The 15,961-nt window shown below is 67.8% G+C and carries 14 protein-coding genes; 6 read left to right on the top strand and 8 right to left on the bottom strand.

Annotation, left to right across the window (positions count from 1 at the left end; translation table 11 throughout):
- From VGS97_RS20815 to VGS97_RS20805, 3 genes are all read right to left on the bottom strand, one after another.
- Nucleotides 1-1,082 (bottom strand): ABC transporter substrate-binding protein (locus tag VGS97_RS20815; RefSeq protein ID WP_326855280.1); only part of this gene is annotated, 1,082 nt, incomplete at its 3' end.
- 167 nt (nt 1,083-1,249) lie between these two features.
- A complete protein-coding gene (locus VGS97_RS20810) occupies nt 1,250-2,137 on the bottom strand; it encodes an ABC transporter permease (RefSeq protein ID WP_326855279.1) in 888 nt (295 codons plus the stop codon).
- Nucleotides 2,138-2,280: 143 nt separating this feature from the next.
- Nucleotides 2,281-3,144 (bottom strand): ABC transporter ATP-binding protein, encoded by an 864-nt coding sequence (locus VGS97_RS20805; protein ID WP_326855278.1) that lies wholly within the window; start codon nt 3,142-3,144, stop codon nt 2,281-2,283.
- A 270-nt stretch (nt 3,145-3,414) separates the two neighbouring features.
- On the opposite strand from VGS97_RS20805, the gene VGS97_RS20800 reads away from it, so the two are divergent.
- Together VGS97_RS20800 and VGS97_RS20795 are read left to right on the top strand one after the other, a co-directional pair.
- Complete coding sequence (locus VGS97_RS20800) at nt 3,415-5,046, top strand: sensor histidine kinase (RefSeq protein WP_326855277.1); 1,632 nt, start codon at nt 3,415-3,417, stop codon at nt 5,044-5,046.
- Entirely contained in the window at nt 5,043-5,762 is a 720-nt protein-coding gene (locus tag VGS97_RS20795) for a response regulator (protein WP_326855276.1), read from the top strand. Before VGS97_RS20800 ends, VGS97_RS20795 begins: the two co-directional genes overlap by 4 nt.
- Before the next feature lie 149 nt (nt 5,763-5,911).
- Here the strand turns inward: VGS97_RS20795 and VGS97_RS20790 are convergent, their stop codons facing one another.
- The gene (locus VGS97_RS20790; RefSeq protein WP_326855275.1) at nt 5,912-7,693 is read right to left on the bottom strand and encodes a hypothetical protein; all 1,782 of its coding nucleotides are present in this window, start codon (nt 7,691-7,693) and stop codon (nt 5,912-5,914) included.
- 1,043 nt (nt 7,694-8,736) lie between these two features.
- On the opposite strand from VGS97_RS20790, the gene VGS97_RS20785 reads away from it, so the two are divergent.
- Nucleotides 8,737-9,690 (top strand): aminoglycoside phosphotransferase family protein, encoded by a 954-nt coding sequence (locus VGS97_RS20785; protein ID WP_326855281.1) that lies wholly within the window; start codon nt 8,737-8,739, stop codon nt 9,688-9,690.
- A gap of 122 nt (nt 9,691-9,812) precedes the next feature.
- On the opposite strand, the gene VGS97_RS20780 is transcribed toward VGS97_RS20785, so the two are convergent.
- Nucleotides 9,813-10,832 carry an NADPH:quinone reductase gene (locus VGS97_RS20780; RefSeq protein WP_326855274.1) on the bottom strand — a complete coding sequence of 340 codons (1,020 nt, stop codon included), beginning with the start codon at nt 10,830-10,832 and terminating at the stop codon, nt 9,813-9,815.
- Nucleotides 10,833-11,438: 606 nt separating this feature from the next.
- Here VGS97_RS20780 and VGS97_RS20775 point away from each other — a divergent pair.
- From VGS97_RS20775 to VGS97_RS20765, 3 genes are all read left to right on the top strand, one after another.
- Nucleotides 11,439-12,629 carry a glycoside hydrolase family 6 protein gene (locus tag VGS97_RS20775; RefSeq protein WP_326855273.1) on the top strand — a complete coding sequence of 397 codons (1,191 nt, stop codon included), beginning with the start codon at nt 11,439-11,441 and terminating at the stop codon, nt 12,627-12,629.
- Between the two features lie 87 nt (nt 12,630-12,716).
- Nucleotides 12,717-13,187, top strand: coding sequence for a helix-turn-helix domain-containing protein (locus VGS97_RS20770; protein ID WP_326855272.1), 471 nt, complete (start codon nt 12,717-12,719; stop codon nt 13,185-13,187).
- On the top strand, nt 13,076-13,858 hold the full coding sequence (locus VGS97_RS20765) for an IS630 family transposase (protein WP_326855271.1): 783 nt from the start codon (nt 13,076-13,078) through the stop codon (nt 13,856-13,858). Before VGS97_RS20770 ends, VGS97_RS20765 begins: the two co-directional genes overlap by 112 nt.
- Before the next feature lie 470 nt (nt 13,859-14,328).
- Here VGS97_RS20765 and VGS97_RS20760 read toward each other — a convergent pair whose 3' ends face one another.
- The 3 genes from VGS97_RS20760 to VGS97_RS20750 form a co-directional block, all read right to left on the bottom strand.
- Nucleotides 14,329-14,754 carry a transposase gene (locus tag VGS97_RS20760; protein WP_326855270.1) on the bottom strand — a complete coding sequence of 142 codons (426 nt, stop codon included), beginning with the start codon at nt 14,752-14,754 and terminating at the stop codon, nt 14,329-14,331.
- A 12-nt stretch (nt 14,755-14,766) separates the two neighbouring features.
- Complete coding sequence (locus tag VGS97_RS20755) at nt 14,767-15,558, bottom strand: hypothetical protein (RefSeq protein ID WP_326855269.1); 792 nt, start codon at nt 15,556-15,558, stop codon at nt 14,767-14,769.
- 8 nt (nt 15,559-15,566) lie between these two features.
- A partial coding sequence (locus tag VGS97_RS20750) for a transposase (protein WP_326855268.1) occupies nt 15,567-15,961 on the bottom strand: 395 nt, incomplete at its 5' end.

Raw genomic sequence — 15,961 nt, 5'->3', positions numbered from 1 at the left:
GCCGGGGTCGTGGTGACCGTGTAGCCCTCGGTCTTGTTGGCCGCGAGCGCGAAGTCGTTGGTGAACGTGGTGCCCAGGTCGACCGACGAGGTGGCCGTGCCGATGAGCACCTCCATCGCGAGCACGGTCTTCGGCCCGCCCGCGGGCATGACGCCGTCCGGCAGGAACTGGCCCTTGTCCTGGGTCAGCGCGGTGACGTAGTCGGCCTTGGACACCAGCGTGTTCTGGACGTAGGACTGCGGGAGCTTGTCGGCGATGTCCGCGGCGGTGTGCGTGTTGATCCAGTGCATCGTGTCGACGAGCGCGTTGACGACCTTCTGCACGGTCGCCTTGTTCGCGTTCACCCAGTCGGTGCGGGCCAGCACGCCAGCAGCCGGCCAGGCGCCGCCGAGCGCCTGCGTCGCACCGGTGGTCGTGGCCAGGTCGATCGCCGAATAGGCGATGCCCTTCTTCTCCATCGCGGTGACAGTGGGCTGAGTCGTCATCACGCACTGCGCCGAGCCGCCCTGGATCGCGGCGATGGCGGTCGCGCCCGCGCCGACCGCGAGCCGGTGGAAGTCGGCGGACTTGACGCCCTTCTGCGCGGCCAGGAACTTGGTCAGCGAGTCGGTGCCCGAACCCAGGTCGGTGACGCCGAGGGTCTTCCCGGCGAAGTCGGCGGCGGAGTGCACGCCGCTGTTCGTGGCGCACATCTCGCGCTCCCCCGGCGCCCCGGAGAGCTGGACGATGTCCTCCACCGCCTTGCCCTTGGTCTGGAAGTCGATGGTGTGGTTGTACCAGGCTCCTGCCATGTCCACCTGGCCGGAGGCCATCGCGTCCTCGGCGCCCACGCCGCCGTCCACCTCGGTGCTCAGCTGCACGTTGACGCCGTACTTCTGGTAGTAGCCGAGTTGCTGCGCGAGCTCGTACGGCAGGTAGATCTGCTTGTCGATGCCGCCGACCATGAGCGTCACCGTGGGCAGATTCCCACCCCCGCCACCCGGACCGGCCGCCTGACTCGTGCCGCTGTTGCTGGCACACGCGCTCGCCGCGCCGAAGGCGAGCGCGCCCGCGATCGACGCTGACAGGGTTCGCTTGAACATCCCTGGTCACGTTCCTTTCATTCCCTGAGCCGGTTTTCGAGCCGGAAGTGGTGCGGTGTGGACGAAGTGGACGAATGGCGTGCACGGATGGTGCGGACGAATGGCGTGCACGGATGGTGCGGACGGATGGTGCGGACGGATGGTGTGGATGCGGGGGAAGCGGACGGCTAGATGCCCGAGACCTCGGACGGCGACGGCGGGCGCCAGGACAGCAGTCGGCGCTCAAGCAGGGTGAGCAGGAATTCCGCGACGAGCGTGATGACCGCGATCACGAGCATCCCGGCGAACACGCCGTCCGGGTCGAGGCTGTTCTGCGCGGTGCGGATGACCAGGCCGACGCCGTGCTGCGCGCCGAGCACCTCGCCGACCAGGGCGCCGACGATGGCGAAGCCGAAGGCGGTGTGCAGGCTGGCGATGATCCAGGTGAGCGCGGACGGCACCGTGACGTGCCGGACGACGTGCCACGGCGAGGCTCCCAGCACCCTGACGTTCGCCAGGATGTTGCGGTCCACCTCGCGAACGCCCTGGAAGGCGTTGAAGAAGACCACGAAGAACACCAGCACCGCGGACAGCAGGATCTTCGGCGTGGTGCCGACGCCGAAGGCCACGATGAAGATCGAGCCGAGCACGATGCGCGGAATGGCGTTCACGATCTTGATGTACGGGCCCAGCACCTCGGACAGGAACCGGTTCTGCCCGAGCGTGACGCCGAGCACGATGCCCGCCGCCGCGCCGATGCCGAACCCGGACACCGCCTCCTGGAGCGTGGTCTCGATATCGATCCAGAAGGACCCGAACTCGGTGCCGTGCTCGAACAGGTCGATCGTGCGCTTCCAGATCCCGGACGGCTGGCCGTAGAAGAAGGGATCGACGATCTTCCAGGTCGTGAAGGCCTGCCAGCCGCCGATCACCAGCGCCGCGAAGCCGAAGCGGCCGATCCACAACCAGAGCAGACGCCTGCGACGAGCGCGCTTCGCCGCCGCGGCGGTCGACTCGTCGGCCACCGTAGCGACGTCGGCAGAACCGCCCGGCCCGCCGATAACCGCCGCGGACACTGCTCCCAAACTCACAGCACCTGGATTCACAGCACCCGGGCTCACAGCACTCAGATTCGCAGCACTCGGATTCGCCGTGCCCGCGCTCACAGCACTCGGATTCGCTGTGCCCTGACTCACTGGCCTCGGCTCCATTCCAGCGCTCATGCGTTCACTCCTGCGGTGCGTGCGTAGGCGCGCTCCACCTCCTCGCGGAGCGACTGCCAGATCCGTTGCTGTATTTCGAGGAAGCGCGGCTCGTAGCGCAGGTCCTGCACGGCTCCGCGCGGACGCGGCAGGTCCACGTCGTAGACTGCCTTCACCGAACCGGGGCCCGAGGTCATCACCACGACCCGGTCGGCCAGCGCCACGGCCTCGTCCAGGTCGTGGGTGATGAAGAGCACTGACGGCCGCAGCTGCTCCCACAGGCCGAGCAGCTCGGTCTGCATGATCGCCTTCGTCTGCACGTCCAGGGCGCCGAACGGCTCGTCCATCAGCAGGATCTTCGGCTCGTTGATCAGCGCCGCGGCCATCGCCACCCGCTTGCGCATGCCGCCGGACAGCTGGTGCGGATGGTGGTCCTCGAACCCTGCCAGGCCGACCCGGCGCAGCCAGTCGCGGGCCAGCTCGCGGGCCCGCGCTTTCGCCATACCGCGGAACACCGGGCCCAGCTCCACATTGCCGAGCACGGTCTTCCACGGCAGCAGCGCGTCGGTCTGGAACATGAAGCTGATGCCGTCGGTGACGCCGCGCACCTGCCTGCCGCCGACCCTGACCACGCCCTCGCTGGGGCGGTCGAGCCCGGAGACCATGCTCAGCGTCGTCGACTTGCCGCAGCCGGTCGGCCCGACGATCGCGCAGAACCGCCCCGGCTCGACGGTGAAGGTCACGTCGTGCAGCGCGGTGAAGGCGTCACCCTTCGGAGTCAGGAACCGTTTGGTCAGTCCCACGACCTCGATCCGGGAGTCCTCCTCACCGACGCGATCGGTGACGGGTCGCCCGGTCGCGAGCGGATTGCCTGAAGCCATCGTTGCGTTCCCCTGCTCCTCGGCCGTCGGGTTGTCGGAGCAGGACGCTATGCGCGCCTCACTATTACGTCGCTGTTTCGCGCACATCCCGCGTTGATCGCGTTTCCGCAGGTTTTGCGCGTTTAGCTCACGACATGAAGCCGGTTACAGCCAGAGATTGGGCAGCGGGCAGGGCCGCGGATAACAGGAGCATCACGTTCGGTTTCCGGTCGCCGCATCCGGTACCCGGCGCCCTTGTCGCGCTGTGCATTCCTCGTGACAATCGGGCAAATGCGGCGTTCACACATGCGCAGGCTCTCCACCCAGATCCTCGCCAGCCAGATCGTGATCCTGGTGGCGGTGGTGCTGGGCGGATTCGCGCTGTTCGGAGCCCAGCAGCACGCGCAGCTCGACGTGCAGTACGAACAGCGGGCCGCGTCCATCGCGCAGACGGTCGCGGGCATCCCGGAGGTCGGCAGGTGTCTGGAGACGGAGGGCGGCGCCTGCGGGGACAGCATCCAGCAGATCGCGACGCGCGTGCAGAGCGAGACCGGTGCCTCGTACGTCGTGGTGATCGACATGCACCGGGTGCGGCACTCGCATCCGATCGCGGCGCTGATCGGGCAGCAGGTGTCCGAGCCGATCGTCACCGTCGACGGCACGACGCACATACGTATCGACGACGGGGCCACCGGCCGGTCGGCCAACGCGCGGGCACCGCTGTACGGACCGGACGGCGTGATGGTCGGCGAGGTGTCCGCGGGCCTGCGGGAGAGCAGCGTCAGCGACGCCCTGCGTCGGGCGCTGCCCGCCGACGCGGTCTGGTTCGCCATCGCGCTGGCCGCCGGGGCGGTGGCGTCGTGGCTGCTGGCGTACCGGCTCAAGCGGCGCACGTTCGGCCTCGAACTCGACGAGATCGCCAAGCTGTTGCAGGAGCGCGAGGCCACTCTGCACGGGATCCGGGAAGGCGTCATCGCCTTCGACCGGTCGGGCCGGGTGACGATGATCAACGACGAGGCCCGCCGGCTGCTCAGCCTCGGCGCCGCGAGCGTCGGCGGCCAACTGGAGGAACTGGTCGCCCCAGGCCGACTGCGCGACGTGTTGTCCGGCGAGGTCATCGGCCAAGACGAGGTCGTGCTCACCGACGACTACTGCCTGACCGTCAACCGCATGCCGGTCTCGCTGGCCGGCCGCCCGCACGGCGCCGTGGTCACGTTGCGCGACCGCACCGAGCTCTCCGGCCTGCTGCGCGAGCTCGACAGCGTCAGAGGCCTGACGGACGCGTTGCGCGCGCAGCAGCACGAGTTCTCCAACCGCATGCACACCGTCGCGGGTCTGCTGGAGCTGGGCGAGCCGGACGAGGCGCTGCGTTACCTGACCGATCTGCACGGCGCCGAGGCCGAATTCGCCGAGTCGGTGCGCTCACGGATCGCCTCCCCGCTCATCGTGGGCCTGATCCTGGGCAAGGCGGCCGTGGCCGGCGAGCGTGGTATCGCGCTCGAACTGAGCGACGACACCTGGCTCGGCGACGCCCCGCAGAAGGCGCAGGCGCTGGCCACGATCCTCGGCAACCTGATCGACAACGCCTTCGACGCGCTCGCCGAGGAGGGCACGGCGGCCGGCTCAGGCCGGGTGCTGGTGGCGCTGGTCGAGAACGAGGACGGGATCACGATCCGCGTCGCCGACAACGGTCCCGGCATCCCGCCGGGCTGTGCGCACTCGATCTTCGTGGACGGATTCACGACGAAGCCCAGGACCGGTTCGCTGCGCCGCGGGCTCGGCTTGGCCCTGGTGCACCGATTGGTGCAGCGCCTCGGCGGGGAGATCCGCGTGTCGGAGGGCTCTGGCGCGGAATTCACCGTCCAGCTCCCGAAGACACCAGTCGACACGCCGTTCGCCGTCGCAGAAGCGGTGGCCCGATGACCGCCGTGAACGCCGTGCACCCCGCGCCGATCAGAACATTGATCGTCGACGACGACTACCGCGTGGCGAAGATCCACGCGGCGTACGTCGCGAGGATCGAAGGCTTCGAAACGGTCGGATCGGCGCACTCCGCCACCGGAGCGCTTGAGGCGGTCGACCGGCTGCACCCCGACCTGGTGCTGATGGACGTCTACCTCCCCGACGGCGACGGCCTCGGCGTGGTGCGCAAGCTGATGGAGCGCGACGAGCACCCGGACTGCGTGGTGATCACCGCGGCGCGCGACGTCAGTACCGTGCGCACCGCGATGCAGTTGGGCGCCGTGCACTACCTGGTCAAGCCGTTCGGCTTCGCGGCGCTGCGCGACCGGCTCGCCTCCTACCGCGATCTGCGGCTGCGCATGGAAGCGCTCGAAGACCAGGCGGATCAGTCCGAGGTCGACGCGCTGTTCGGCCTGCTGCGCGGCCCGGCCACGCTGCCGGCGTCCCCGGCGAAGGGCCATTCGGCGCCGACGCTGGAGCTGATCCGCGACGCCGTGCGGTCCGCGCCGAGCGCGGTGTCAGCGGCCGAAGTCGCCGAACAGGTCGGCGTGAGCCGGGCCACCGCGCAGCGCTATCTCAGTTATCTGGCTCAGCACGGCATCGTACGGTTGCAGCTGCGGTACGGCGCGACCGGCCGCCCAGAGCACCGATACAGCCCCGCCAGCCCGGCACGCTGACCAGTACCCTGATCGGCAGCCTAACCAGCACTCTGACCAGCGCTCTGACCAGCACTCCGATCGGCGCTCCAATCCGCGCTCTGACCGCCGCCAGGCCTCGACCTCGTCAGCATCGACATCAGCGGCAGTGCCCGCGTCAGCGCCCGCATTCAGCTCGCGGGCAGCAGTGCGAGCTGCTGCTGCGCCCACGTGTAAGCGTCGGCGACGTCGGCCGTGTTCGAACGCATCACGCTGATGCTCACCTCGTAGTCGCCCTTCCAGGCCAGCACCCAGATGGTCTCGTTCTGCAACGGGTCGCTCGTGTTGACCGGCGACGCGAGACAGACCGAGTCGGGCACGGCGGCGTCGGTGCAGTCGCGATCGGCCGAGGCGTTGAGGCCGTGTTCGAGCATTGCGGTGGCTTGCGCATCCGCGGGTTTGCCGTACTTGAGCAACACCGCGTCAGCAGTGGCCCCATCAGAAGCCGTCCACGAGCGGTGTTCGGCGTTCTCAAGACCGACAGCGCCGAGCCACTTGGAGAACGCGGTGCTCGAACCCGATTCGTACTGCGCGGCATAACCCAGAGCATCGAGGCTCCGGCCGGTGTGGTACGACGACCCGGTGGTATCGCTGGCCCCGGCAGGAAGCGGCAGCAGGCAGTCGTCGGCGCTCGGGCAGCTCCCCTGTTGCGCGGCGGGAAGGGCGGGGGCGTTCAGTGGGAACAGACCCATGGGCACGGTGTTCACGGTGCGGCTGACCTGGTCGAGCTGGGACCGGGCCCAGCTGTTCGCGGTGCCGGTGTCGAGGGAGCCGTAGAAGAACATCCAGCCCTCCGCGATGACGTTCCCGAAGGTCTGCGTGAAGTAGACCTCGTAGAAACCGTTCGAGTCCGGCTTGGTGGATTGCCACGCCTGGGCCGAGGACTCGTGCGGAATGCTGTAGCCGGTCCCGGTCTCCCCGCTGGCACTCCAGTCGGGTTCCCCGAAGTTGCTGCTGGTCAACGCATTGGCACCGGTCGTGGTGATCGTCTGGACCAGATAGATGTCCGCCTGCTCGGTCGCGTCGCCGTTGGCCCAGTCCTGGTGGGCGATGCCCGTCACGCCGTCGGTGCTGAAGTTGGACAGCACCTGCTGCTGCACGGACTGCTTCTTGTCCCAGAAGAGATGGACGTACTGGCTCGCGCTGAGCGTGCCGGAGCTGATCCAGTTGCCGTCGTTCGGCGCCTGCCAGTGCTCCGTGCCACTTGGCATCGCCATCAGGCAGGAGCTGAGCTGGCCGCAGGCGACCTGCTGGTTGCCCGGGGCGACGTCGGCCGGATCGGCGGCGGCGGGCGGCGCCGTGCGCAAAGACGCCAGTTCGGTGCCGGCCCAGTTTTCGAGATCGTCCGCGCTGAACTGATTCGGGCTGGAATAGGTGACGTCGAGCATGAAGTTCCCGACCACGGTCGAGTAAGCCGCCCCGACATTGCCCAGGGAGTCAATCTTGGTCCCGGCGTGCGCCTTGTTCGCAGAATCCCCGGGGATGGCGACCGACTGGCCCGGATAAGCGGCCAGAATCTCGGCGGCGCGGGTCACATTCCACGCCCGCGCGCCTTTCTGGGTGTCGAACTGGAGAAGTATGAGGTCGACGTTGTTGCCGTCGGCGGCGTTCCAGTCGGTATGGATGATCTTGTGCAGGCCGTCCCCGGTCAGCAGGGACGCCGTGTTCGCGCTCACCCCCGGCACGTTGCCGGTGATGTCGCTCGCGTAGAGCTGCACGCTCGGCGCGTCCTGCTGCTCCCACGAATCGGTACTGGTGAGCCGGTTTGCGCCGGATGGGGGCTTGATCAGGCACGTCGCCAGTATCGTGGGCTGACACTGCACCTTCGCGACGACCGAGTTGCCGGACCGGCCGGGCCAGAGCACGACTATGCCGACCGCCACCAAGGCGAGCGCCGCCACGATCGCAGTCACGGTCCACAGGACACGCTTGCGGTTGAACTTGCGCTTCGCCGGGGCAGGCTGGGGAGCAGGCCCATATGGGCCATACGGAGCCGGAATGCCATATCCGGGATATCCCGGATACGCCGGATACCCCTGACCAGGCTGAACGGGCTGCCCTTGCTGCGCGGCCTGCCCCGGCTGAGCCGGATAACCAGGCTGAACGGGGTAACCGGGATAACTCTGCCCCGGATATCCCTGACCAGGCTGCCCAGGATATCCCTGGCCCGTATATCCCTGCCCCGGGTACCCCTGATTCGGATACCCCTGACCAGGATATGCCTGACCGGGATTTGGCTGACCCGGGTATGGCTGAGCAGGGTACGCCTGGCCGGGATAGGGCTGACCCCACGCGGGGGCAGGGGCACCAGGCTGCGGCGCGTACTGTGACGGCTGCGGCAACGTCGGCTGTGAAAGCGGCGGCTGTGAAAGCGGCGGCTGCGGCACGACCGGCGTAGTGGGCGCCACGGCAGGGGTTGGAGCCGGGACCGGATCCACGGGAGCAAACTGCGTCGTCGCCGGTTCGACCGCTGGTTCCGCCGACTGCGCGACCGGGCTCACGGGCTGCGCCGCGGTTTCGACCGGTACCGGCTGCGTCATCGGTTCCAGTGACTGCACCGCAGTTTCCACCGGTTCAGGCAGCGCCACCTGGTCCGTCGGCTGCGGCACGGCGTTCCCAGTCGCCTCGGCCGCGTCCTGCACCGACGACTCCGCAGCGGATTCCAGCTCCAGCTCAAGCTCCGGTTCTGATGCCGGTGCCGGTACAGCCGGTGTCGGTACAGCTGGTGGCGCGTCCGTTGGCTCCAACTCTGACATACTTCGTCCCCCTCGTCCGAGCCATGGCGCCACGACGATGCGCCCGAGACTTCTGCGCATGATATACGGCGGCGATCAGCTTGCCACAACGCTTGACGATCCCAGCCCTTGCCCCAATTCGAGAGTACCAGCCAGGGCCGAAACCGGAAGAAAAGCGGTTGTCACCGACACTCAGGACACGAAAAGCTCGGCGGGTGCAGATGCATCCCGACCAGCTGACCGTACCCTCGCAGACGGTGCGTGCGCTGATAGATCATCAGTTCCCTGCATGGCGGCAGCTGCCAATCACCGCCGTAGCGTCGCAGGGAACGGTGAACGCCGTGTTTCGTATCGGCGACCACCTCGCAGCTCGTTTTCCACTGCGCGACGGTGAGGCCGAAACGGTACGGCGCCAGCTTGCGACTGAAGCGGATGCCGCCCGCGAGTTGACCGGACGCACCCGCTTTCCGACGCCCACGCACGTCGCGCTCGGCGAGCCCGGATTCGGCTACCCGCTCCCCTGGTCCGTGCAGACCTGGCTCCCAGGCACTTCGGCCGACGAGGACGACCCGGCGCAGTCGACGAGCTTCGCGCACGATTTAGCCGACTTCATTGCCGACGTCCGTGCGCTGGACACCCGCGGACGCACGTTCCGTAGCCTGGCCCGAGGCGGACGCGGCGGCGAACTCACGGCGCATGACGACTGGATGGAAACCTGTTTCAAACACACCGAACCATTGCTGCCCGACCTCGACGTCAACGCCGACCTCAACACCAGACTCGACATCAACATCGCCCGCCTACGGCAGCTGTGGACGGCCTTCCAACAGCTGCCGCGCGGCACCGACGCCGACGTGATGACCCACGGCGACCTGATTCCCGGCAACATACTGGTCGCCCGCGGACGTCTGGCCGGAGTGCTGGACGTCGGCGGACTCGGACCCGCCGACCCGGCGTTGGACTTGGTCGGCGCCTGGCACCTGCTGGATGCCGACCCGCGCCGGGTGCTGCGCGGGCTGCTGGAGTGCGACGACTTGCAATGGCAGCGCGGAAAGGCGTGGGCTTTCGAGCAGGCGATGGGCGCGTTCTGGTACTACCGCGACAGCAACCCGGCGATGAGCCGGATGGGCCGGCGAACGCTCGAACGCATCATCCGCGACGAACCACCCGGCTAGCGCAACGGCGCTGCGACACTACGGCACGAACCTGCCTGGCCTGCCGCGCCCAACCTCACCCGACTTCACCCGACCTAGCCGCGCCTGGCACGGCCCACCCTCAACGGATTACAGAAGGATCATCACACCAGGTCAATCAGGACCTTGCCGACGGCGCCCTCCTGCACAGCGCGGTGTGCATCGGCGGTGCGCTCAAGCGGGAAGTGGTGCAACGGCAGACCCGCTTCCACCCCGACGCGCAGCGCTCCAGCCGCGACCGCCGCCGACACGTCGGCGACTGCGGCGTCCTTCTGGGACACAGTCACCGTGTAGACGAGCAGTCCGTGCCAGGCAAGGTTGTTCAGCATGGCTTCCCACACCGGCAGCGTCAGCGGTTCACCTGGGTCCGTTATGGCGTAGTACGCGACCGTGCCGCCCGGTGCGAGAACAGCAGCGTCCAGCGAGACGTTGGTTCCCGGCGCGACCTCCACGACCAGTTCCACTCCATCGGGCGCGAACGCGCGGACCTGCGCGGCGGCGTCCTCGTCGCGGTAGTTGACCACGTGCTGCGCCCCGGCCGCCGCAGCCAGCGCCGCCTTCTCGGGTCCGCTGACCGTCGTGGCGACCCGCGCGCCCGCCCAACGGGCCAGCTGGATCGTGGCGTTGCCCACCGCGCCCGCTCCGCCCGCGACGAGCACGGTACGCCCGTCGAGTGATCCGGGCGCGAGCCGAGTGGGTCCATCAGCCGCCAGGGTCAGCGCCCGATGCGCGGTCAGCGCGGGGATGCCCAGGCTTGCTCCGAGAGCGAAGCTCACCCCGTCCGGCAACGCCACAGCCTGCCGGTCCGCAATGACCAGGTAGTCCTGTGCCGTGCCGCCGGGACGTTGCCAGGCAGCCTCCCAGATCCACACCCGCTCGCCGATCCGCCCGGCATCGACCCCCGGCCCGACCGCGTCGATCACCCCGGCGCCGTCCTGGTTGGGTACCTGGGCCTCCTTCAGCGCACCGCCACGTACGCCCTGACGCGCCTTCCAGTCGGTCGGATTGACCCCGGAAACGTGCACACGCACCCGCACCTCGCCTGCGCCGGGCTCCGGAACCGGCCGCTCGACCAGCGTCAATACCTCAGGGTCACCATGCGCGGTGTATTCAATCGCTCTCATACGGGGTGACAAGACCGGCACCGCACCGGCTATTCCCCACGGATCTGCTCGATGACGTGCCAGAACACGCGCACGACGGATGAAGTCACCGTCCAGCGTCGACAAGCAGCATGCCGAGCGAGCGATGAGCCGGGCAGCAGACCCATTCCCTCATCCCTGCCACTCGCCACCACGACCGCGCCCACCTCGCCCCGCCCCGCCTAACCGCACCCAACCCACCCCATCCCACCTCGAAACTTTCACCCAAGCCACAGTGCCATACCGCAATCCCACCACCCTCTCCCTGGTGACGCACCATCCCCCTTCCGCACCCTCACGCGGACGATGATCCGACGTTGACTCGCCACCCCCACTGCGTAGCTTCAATGCGCGATTCACCACGCCCTACACAGCACGCCCTACGCAGGAGGAACCTTGCCGTCTCCGCACGCGCCACGCAGCGGCCATCGTCGTCTCCAGCCCTTCGCCGCAATAGCACTGGGCCTAGCCGCCGTCGCCGCCACCCCGACGGCCGCGAGCGCCGCCGCTACCCCCACCCAAACAAATCCGAGCTCTACAACCTCCACAACATCCACGACCCCTGTGCCCTCTGCGACACGCTTCCTCGTGCGGCCACCAGACTCCGCCGCACTCACCCAAATTGGTGAACTCGCCAAGTCCGGTGACTTCTCCGACGCGCTACTCCTGGCGAAGATGATCACCACACCGCAGGCCGCCTGGTTCACCGGCGGAACGCCCACGCAGGTCACACAGCAAGTCCGCACCACGATGGTCCAAGCCGCATTCGAACACGCCGTGCCCGTGATCGTCGCGTACGACATCCCTGGCCGCGACTGCGCGCAGTACTCCGCAGGCGGAGCTCTCTCCCAAGCGGATTACCAGGCTTGGATCGACGCGCTCGCCACCGGAATCGGGCACGCTCGCGCCCTCGTCCTAGTCGAGCCCGACGGACTGGGCAACATGCCCTCGGACTGCCACCTGCCCACCTCCGTGTACCCGTTCACCGACGCCGAGCGCATCGCAGAGATCAACTACGCAGTCAGCTCCCTGACGCAGAACCCGAACGCGAGCGTCTACCTCGACGGCACGCACAGCGCATGGCAGTCGGTCGGCACGATGAGCCAGCGCCTGCTCGAAGGCGGAGTCCAGCAGGCCCGCGGCTTCTACCTGAACGTCTCGAACTACCAGCCGACCCCGGAGCTGATCGACTACGGCACCTGGATCTCCGACTGCATCGCCATGGTCACCGACCCGTCGAGCTGGGCCTACGGCCTGCCAGCCGACTGCGCGAGCCAGTACTACCCCGCGACGCAGGGTGATTTCAGCACCTGGGGCCTGACGACGAAGTGGTACGCCGACAACATGGGCAGCGCCGCCGCGACCACGCACTTCGTGATCGACACCAGCCGCAACGGCCAGGGTCCGAACAACATGCAGGCCTACGCCGCCGCGCCCTACAACCAGTCGAGTGCCGTCGTCTCGAAACTCGCGTCCGGCAACTGGTGCAACCCGCCCGCATCAGGCCTCGGACTGAGGCCCACCTCCGACACCGGTGTCCCGCTCCTCGACGCCTACCTCTGGGTCAAGGTCCCCGGCGAATCCGACGGCCAATGCGACGCGGCCGGCGGCGTGCGCGCATGGGACTACACGGCGTACGCCCAACCCACCTGGCCCACCGACCCCGCCGCTCAGCAGCTCTTCGACCCGCTGTGGGGCCTCAACGACCCGGCCGCAGGCGCCTGGTTTTCGCAGCAGGCACTCCAGCTAGCCCAAAACGCCCAGCCCCCGCTGCACTAGTAGCGTGTCGCTGCTTAGTTCTGGTGTGTGTGGTTGAGAGGCTGGTGCTTGGCAGATCCCTGTGTCTGTCGGACAAGGACGTTTGTCATGCCCTCGCAGAAGAAGCGGCCGGTCACCTTGACCGCGCAGGATCGTGAAGACCTGGTTCGGGTGACCACCACGGGTGTGCGGCCGGCGTCGATGATCATGCGGGCGCGGGTGCTGCTCGCGCTGGACACCTCGGTGGGCGAGGTCGATCCCAAGGAGGTCATCGCCGCCCGGCTCGGTGTCTCGGGTGAGACGCTGCGGCTGGTCGCCAAGCGTTTCGCTGAAACCAGTGGCGACGTGCACGCCACGATCGCGCGCAAGCAGCGTGACCTGCCGCCGGTGCCCTCGCCGGTGACCGGTCAGGTCGAAGCACGGCTGATCGCGCTTGCCTGCTCCAGTCCGCCGCCCGGCCATGCCCGGTGGAGCCTGCGGCTGCTGGAGAAGCACGCCGCGCTGGCCGAGGACCTGCCCGACCTGGACCATTCCACCATCGGAAGGGTGTTAAAAAAACGAGGCTGCGTCCTCATCTGAAAAAGTGCTGGAACATCCCGCCGCGGGCGAACGCGCAGTTCGCCGCCCGCATGGAGGACGTGCTCGCCGTCTATGCCCGGCCCCACGATCCCGCCCGCCCGGTGGTGTGCATGGACGAGAAGCCCTTTCAGCTCCTTGATCATGCCCGTGACCCGCGCCCCGCCCGGCCCGGTCACGACGCCCACCAGGACAGCGAGTACGTGCGCTGCGGCACCTGCTCGATTTTCGTGTGGGTCGAGCCCCTGCGCGGGTGGCGCCGCGTCCACGCCCTCACCCGGCGAACCATGATCGACTGGGCTGGGCAGGTCAAAGAACTACTGACCGTTGACTATCCCGACGCCGAGACCGTGGTGCTGGTCATGGACAACCTCAACACCCACGGCATCGCCTCCCTGTACGAGGCGTTCGAACCCGGCGAGGCCTTCGCGCTGGCCCAACGCTTGGAGATCCATCACACCCCGAAACATGGCTCCTGGCCCAACATCGCCGAGATCGAGCTGTCCGCCCTCACCCGCCAATGCCTCGACCGCCGCATCAGTAACCTGACGGCCCTCAACACCGAACTCGCCGCGTGGCAGCACGCCACCAACACCGACCAACGCCAAGTCACCTGGCACTTCACCACCAACGACGCCCGCATCAAACTCCGCCACCTATACCCCACAAGTTAGCGGCAACAATCTACTACGCGTTTGGGCCGGGATTGCTTGGCGTGCCGCCGGGCGATCGGGTCGCGGTGCCATCGCAGTGCGGTGTCCGGACGCACGACCAGGTGTAAGCGCCCCAACACGCGTCTGGGCAGATGGTGTGGCAGTGCCGCGGGCAGTGCTCGATCGCTCGGAGTGAACCATACTGTGCCTGGACTGAGTTGCCGCTGAGGGACGGCGGGCTGATGCCGTGGTGCAAGGATTTCAGCATCCTTATCTCGATCGCTCATCGGGCAGCAGCCGCAGCAAAGCGAAGGCGTTCGTCACTGCGAGATAAGCCGGCCTCAGCAGCACGACCGATCACCATGGCACGACGCTGGCCGCAGGATCCTGACGTTTCACAGTGCGCCACCCTGCGCAACCCCGATCCGACGACCAGAACAACCCCTGAACAGCACGGATGAGGTTATCGGCAAGCGCAACGACCCTGGAGGTTAATTGATTGTCGCAGCTTGGATGCGTATCAGTCGGCTGGTGTGGGTGTGGTCGAGTGGCTGGTGGGTGAAGTAGGCGTCGAGTCGGGTGATGTTGATCGCGGTGGCGCCGAGGTAGTGTTCGAGCTGGACTTTCTTGCGTCCGTGGTGGCGGGCTTTGCGCAGGCCGATGCTGTTGGCTGCTTGGTTCATGGTGCCTTCGATGCCGGCCCGGCGCTGGTAGAGCTGCCGCCACCCCGTTGAGTTCTGGATGGCGCGGGTGGCCTTTTGCAGTTCGTGGATCTCGCGGGGGTAAACAGTGATGCCGCGGCGGCGGGTCTTGCTGCTGGTGCACTCCGGCTGAACGTCGCAGGTCCAGCAGGCGCGCTGCGGGAAGGCGATGTGGATCTTCTCGACGCCGTCGTGAACCCGCGGGTTCCAGTGCACCGAGGTTTGGCCCTAGGGGCAGGTGGCGGTGCGGGTGTCGTCATCGATGACGAAGTCATCGCGGCTGTAGCCGTTGCGGGTCTTGGCCTGGCGGGAGCTGTCGCCGAGCAGCGGGGTGATCATCGAGATGCCGTGCTCGCGGCGGGCGGCGGCCAGAGTGGGCATCGAGGGGTAGCCGGAGTCCAGGTAGTGCTCGGCCGGGGCCAGGCCCCGCTCGGCAAGCGCTTGATGGATCAGCACGGTCGCGCTGTTGTCGGGTGTGGTGCCCGGCGTGGTCAGCACGTTCGTGACCAGGTTCGGTGTGCCAGCCCCGTCAGGATCCTCACACGTCTCGGTCAAGTGCAGCTTGTAGCCGAGCCAGAACAGGTCCTTGCCTTTCGCGGCCCAGCGCGCGTCGGGGTCGTGCGGGCTGGCCAGGCGCAGTGGGGCCGGCGGCACTCCGTCCTTCTCGGTGCGCCGCCGCATCACCTCGCTCCCGTCCTCGGCCGTCTCGATCAGGTAGTTCTGCCGCAGGACCGTGCACAGAAGCGCGACCTGGGGCAGTTCCCGCAGCCAGGGCCGGTGTTTTTGGGCGAACAGCGCAGTCACCAGGTCGCGCCCGTCACGGCCGAACTGCACGGCCAGCGCGTCGCGCTCGGCTTTGGCGCGCGGCCGGTTCCAGTCGCACGCCCGCGGCCCGTACCGCTTCGCCCAGAGGTTTAGATCCACTGTCTGTGCCAGGAAGTCCGGGGCCACCGCGGCCAGCGCCTCGGCCAACGCGCGCACCGTTTCCCCGGCCAACTCCGCGTGTGTCAGGTCACGCACCGCGGCAATCACGTGCGTGGAGTCGGTACGCTGTTTGCCGCCCGCTCTTTGACCAGCCCCTGGTCCCGGCAGCGGTCCAGGGTCTTGTCGAAGCACAGGCGTGCGAGGTCGTGGTCTGCCAGCCGGCCGCGAAACTCGCTCAGAACACTGTGATCGAATCCGGGGGCGGCAAGCTCCATTCCAAGCGCGTATTTCCAGTCGATCCGCCCGGCCACGGCCTGCGCCGCCTGGCGGGCGGTCAGCTGTTCGACGAACTGCAGGATCGTGACCAGCATCAACACCGCTGGAGAGATCCCCGGTCTGCCCCGCACACCGAACGTCCCATGGAAATCAGTGTCCAGAAATACCGGCCCGAGCTCGTCTCGCAGCCGAATCGGCAGACTCCCGTGCGGGAACGCCGCTC

It is taken from the genome of Actinocrinis sp. (assembly GCF_035946395.1).
GTDB lineage: Bacteria > Actinomycetota > Actinomycetes > Streptomycetales > Catenulisporaceae > Actinocrinis.
Note: the sequence above shows the minus strand (reverse complement) of the source record. Positions and strands in the feature narration are given on the sequence as shown.